A 4,507-nucleotide genomic window follows, 5' to 3' on the forward strand; every position below is an offset into this window, starting at 1 on the left:
CTCCTCACCCCCACCCGCCTCGACCCGGCCCCCGCCCCGGGCGCCGTGGCCGCGCAGGATCTGCGCGGCAAGCGGTTCGTGCTCGTGGGGGACGGGACGCCGGTCGCGCAGGCGCTCGTCACACGGCTCACCGTGCTCGGCGCCATCGCCTCGCGGATCGGCGACGACCTCGAAGGGCACCAGGGCGCCGTCGACGGGCTCATCCACGTCGGCGCGCTCGCCGACCACGGCGAGCCCGTACTGCCCGGCGCCTTCCCGCTGTTCCAGGCCGCCCTGCGCCGGAGCCCCCGCTGGCTGCTCGCCGCACACCACGCCAAGGACACCAGCGGGCTCGCCGGCTTCTTCCGTACGGTCGCCCGTGAGTACCCGGACACCGTCGCCCGCAGCGTCGAGGTGGACCCGTCGCGCGGGGCCGCCGAACAGGCCGAGGTGATCGTCGAGGAACTGCTCGCACCCGACCGCGAGCCGGTCGTGCTGCGCACCGACCGCACCCGGCGCGGCATCGCCCCACGCGAGCTGAGCCTCGGCCTCCTGGCCACCTCGGGCGCCGGACCGGCCGGCACCGGCGTCGCCGAGGCGACCGTCCTCGGGCTCGGCCCGGACTCGGTGGTCGTGCTCGCCGGGGGAGGACGCGGGATCACCGCACGGTTCGCGGTGGCGCTCGCGGCGGCTTCCCGGTGCCGTATCGAACTGCTCGGACGCACCGAACTGCCCGATCTGCCCGACGAGTTCAGCGACGCCCGCGACAAGGCGGCCCTGCGCGCCGCGCTGATCGCGCGCGGCGGCCTCAAGCCCGCCGAGATCGAGCGGACCGTCGGCCGGATCCTCGCCCAGCGGGAGATCTCGAGCACCCTCGCCGAGATCCACGACGCGGGCGGCCAGGCCGGTTACCGCGCGGTCGATCTGCGGGACGCGGAGGCGGTGCAGCAGGCGGTCAAGGAGACGTACACGACATACGGACGGATCGACGGCGTCGTGCACGCGGCCGGTGTCATCGAGGACAAGTTGCTCGCCGAGAAGGATCCGGACTCCTTCCGGCGCGTGTACGGGACGAAGGTGGACGGCGCCCGCACGCTGCTCGCCGCGCTGCACCGGCTGCCCCAACTGCCGCGCTTCACCGTCCTTTTCGGCTCCATCTCCGCCGTCTTCGGCAACCGCGGCCAGATCGACTACGCCGCCGCCAACGACGCCCTGGCCCGCATCGGCCGCCGCTGGCAGGACGCCACCGGCACCCGCGCCCTGACCGTGCACTGGGGGCCCTGGGCACCGACCGGCGCACACGACGGCATGGTCGGACCCGAGCTCGGCCGCGAGTACGCGCGGCGCGGGATCGAGCTGATCGACCCGGAGGAGGGCGTGCTCGCCCTGCTGCGCGAGCTCGCCTGGGGCGACAGCGGCACCGACGAGGTCGTCTACACCGCGTCCGGCTGGTGAGCGGCGCGATGAGACGTCAACAGCCCGTCGCCATCGTGGGGATGGCGGTGACCCTGCCGGGTGCCGGTGATCTGGAGTCGTACTGGCGCAATCTCGTCGACGGTACGGACGCGCTGAGCGAGGTGCCCGCCGGGCGCTGGGACAGCGAGGCGTACTTCGATCCGGCGGGCGGGCGGCCCGACGCGGTCTACACCCGGCGCGGCGGGTTCGTGGACGGGATCGCCGACTTCGACCCGACCGCGTTCGGGATCATGCCCGGCTCGGTGGCCGGTACCGAACCCGACCAGCTGATCGCCCTGCGTACCGCGGCCGCCGCGCTCACGGACATGGGAAGCGCGCTGCCGTCCGACCGTGCGCGGGTCGGTGTCGTGCTCGGCCGCGGCGGCTATCTGACCTCGGGCCTCGCCCGCCTCGACCAGCGGCTGCGGACCTCGGCCCAACTCGTCCGCACCCTGCGGGAGCTGCTCCCCGAGCTGGGCGAGGACCGGCTCGGTCTCGTACGGGACGCCTTCCAGGAGGCGCTCGGCCCCGCCAGCCCCGAGTCGGTGATCGGTCTCGTCCCCAACTTCGCCGCCTCGCGCGTCGCGAACCGCCTCGACCTGCGCGGCCCCTCGTACACCGTGGACGCCGCCTGCGCCTCCTCGCTGGTCGCGCTCGACCAGGCCGTCTCCGAACTCGCCGCGGGCCGCTGCGACGTGATGCTCGCGGGCGGCGTCCACCACTGCCACGACATCACGCTCTGGTCGGTCTTCTCGCAGCTGCGCGCCCTCTCCCCGAGCGGCCGGATCCGCCCCTTCCACCGGGACGCGGACGGTGTCCTGATGGGCGAGGGCACGGGCGTCGTCGTTCTGAAGCGGCTCGATGACGCCCTGCGCGACGGGGACCGCGTCTATGCGGTCGTACGGGGAGTGGGCGTCGCGGGCGACGGACGCGCCGCCTCCCTGGTCAACCCCGACCCGGGCGGGCAGGCCCGCGCGGTACGGCTCGCGTGGGAGGCCGCCGGCCTCGACCCGGCCGAGCCCGGTTCGCTCGGCCTGCTCGAAGCGCACGGCACGGGCACGCCGAACGGCGACGCGGCCGAAATGGCCACGCTGGCCGAGGTGTTCGGGCGCGGGGCGCCGGACGCGGTGATCGGCTCGGTCAAGTCGATGATCGGGCACACCATGCCGGCGGCCGGAGTGGCGGGCCTGGTCAAGGCCGCGCTCGCGATCCACCGGGGTGTGCTGCTGCCCACGCTGAACTGCGACGACCCGCACCCCGCCCTCCTGGAGACCCGGTTCCGGCCGGTGGCGCAGGCGGGGCCGTGGGAGGCGCCGCTGCGGCGGGCGGCGGTGAACGCCTTCGGGTTCGGCGGGATCAATGCGCATGTGGTTCTGGAGCAGGTGCCGGATTCGGTACGGGCGTCGGGGGAGTCGGGGGTGTCGGGGGCCCAGCCTCTGCGCGGCCACGGGCAGCTCCCCCCGCTACAGGTCGCCGAACCCGTACGCCTGCTGCGACTGGCCGCCGAGGACGCGGGCGCCCTGGCCGGACTCCTCGACGCGGATGACGCCGAACTGCGCCGGGCGGACGGCCCGTTGGACGGCCGGCCCACGGGCACGGGCCACGCCCGGGTCGCCGTGCTCGACCCCACGCCCCGCCGCCTCGCCCTCGCCCGCAAGGCCGTCGCCCAGGGGCGGGAGTGGGGCGGGCGCAGCGATGTGTGGTGTGCGCCCCGTCCGCTGCTCGGCCCCGGCGGTGGCCGCACGGCCTTCCTCTTCCCCGGCCTCGAAGCCGAGTTCGCGCCCCGGATCGACGACGTGGCCCGGCACTTCGGGCTCCCGCCGGTGGAGTTCGCCGATGCCCAGGTGGGCGACGTGGGGGAGCACGGCGCCGCCGTCTTCGGCGTCGGACGGCTGCTCGCCCAGGCGCTCGGCCGGATCGGTCTCGCGGCGGACGCGATGGCGGGGCACAGCGTGGGGGAGTGGACCGCGATGGCGGTCGCCGGGATGTACGACCCCGCCGAAGTCGACGCGTTCCTACGGGAGTTCGACCCGTCCTCGCTGCGCGTCCCCGGCCTCGCCTTCGCCGCGTTCGGCGCCCCGGCCGCCCAGGTGGAGGCGCTGCTCGATGCGTTTCCGGGCGTCGCCCTCTCGCACGACAACGCCCCGCGCCAGTCCGTCGCCTGCGGCCCGCACGCCCAGGTCGAGGCGCTCACGGCAAGGCTGCGGGCGGACGGGGTGCTCGGCCAGGTCCTTCCGTTCGAGTCCGGCTTCCACACCCCGATGCTGGCGCCGTATCTGGCACCCATCGAGCAGGCCGCTCGCGGTTTCACCCTGCGCCGGCCGTCGGTCCCGGTGTGGTCGGGCACGACGGCGGCGCCCTTCCCGGCCGACGAGCAGGCGGCACGCGACCTGTTCGTACGCCACCTCCTGGAGCCGGTCCGCTTCCGGATGCTCACCGAGGAGTTGTACGCGGCCGGGTTCCGCGCCTTCGTCCAGTTGGGCACGGGCCAGCTCCCGGCCCTGGTCGGCGACACCTTGTCGGGCCGCCCGCACCTGGCCGTCTCCGCCAACGCGCCGCGCAGCGACGGGATGACCCAGCTGCTTCGGGTGGCGGCGGGGGTGTGGGCGTTCGGCAGGGAGCCGGATTTCGGGGAGCTGGTCGGCGGGCGGACGGGGTCGGCCGGTGAGCCTACGGGTGCGGTGACCGGCCCGGCGGATGCGCTGAGGGGTCCGACGGGTGCGACGGTTGCGCGGTCGGGTCCGGGTGCGACGGGTGCTCGGTCGGGTCCGGGTGCGACGGGTGCTCGGTCGGGTCAGGCGGGTGCGCAGACGGTCCCCGAACCTGTGCGCCCTGCCGCCCCTTCGCACGCCATGCCCCTCGACCTGAGCGCCGGGCTCGTCTCGCTGGACACGGCGACCCGGGACCGGCTGCGTGCGGTACTGCGGGACCGTGCCCCGCTCGACAGCGCCCCGCTCGAAGGCGTACGGGAACTGCTTCCGCAGGGGGCCCGAACCCGGGCCGCGGCTCAACTGCCCGACGCGCTGGCCGGATCCCCGCTCGCCGTCGAACTCCAGGCCCTGCTCGACGCCTC

The 4,507-nt window shown here is 75.2% G+C and carries 2 protein-coding genes; both read left to right on the top strand.

What is annotated here, in order from left to right; all coding sequences use genetic code 11:
* Window positions 1-1,434, top strand: a 1,434-nt coding sequence (locus G6045_RS39505) for an SDR family NAD(P)-dependent oxidoreductase (protein ID WP_165337072.1), incomplete at its 5' end; no start/stop codon positions are given.
* Between the two features lie 8 nt (window positions 1,435-1,442).
* Window positions 1,443-4,507: type I polyketide synthase (locus G6045_RS39510; RefSeq protein WP_165337073.1), on the top strand; the 3,065-nt coding region annotated here is incomplete at its 3' end.

This window comes from Streptomyces mesophilus, assembly GCF_011044995.1.
GTDB classification, from domain to species: domain Bacteria; phylum Actinomycetota; class Actinomycetes; order Streptomycetales; family Streptomycetaceae; genus Streptomyces; species Streptomyces mesophilus.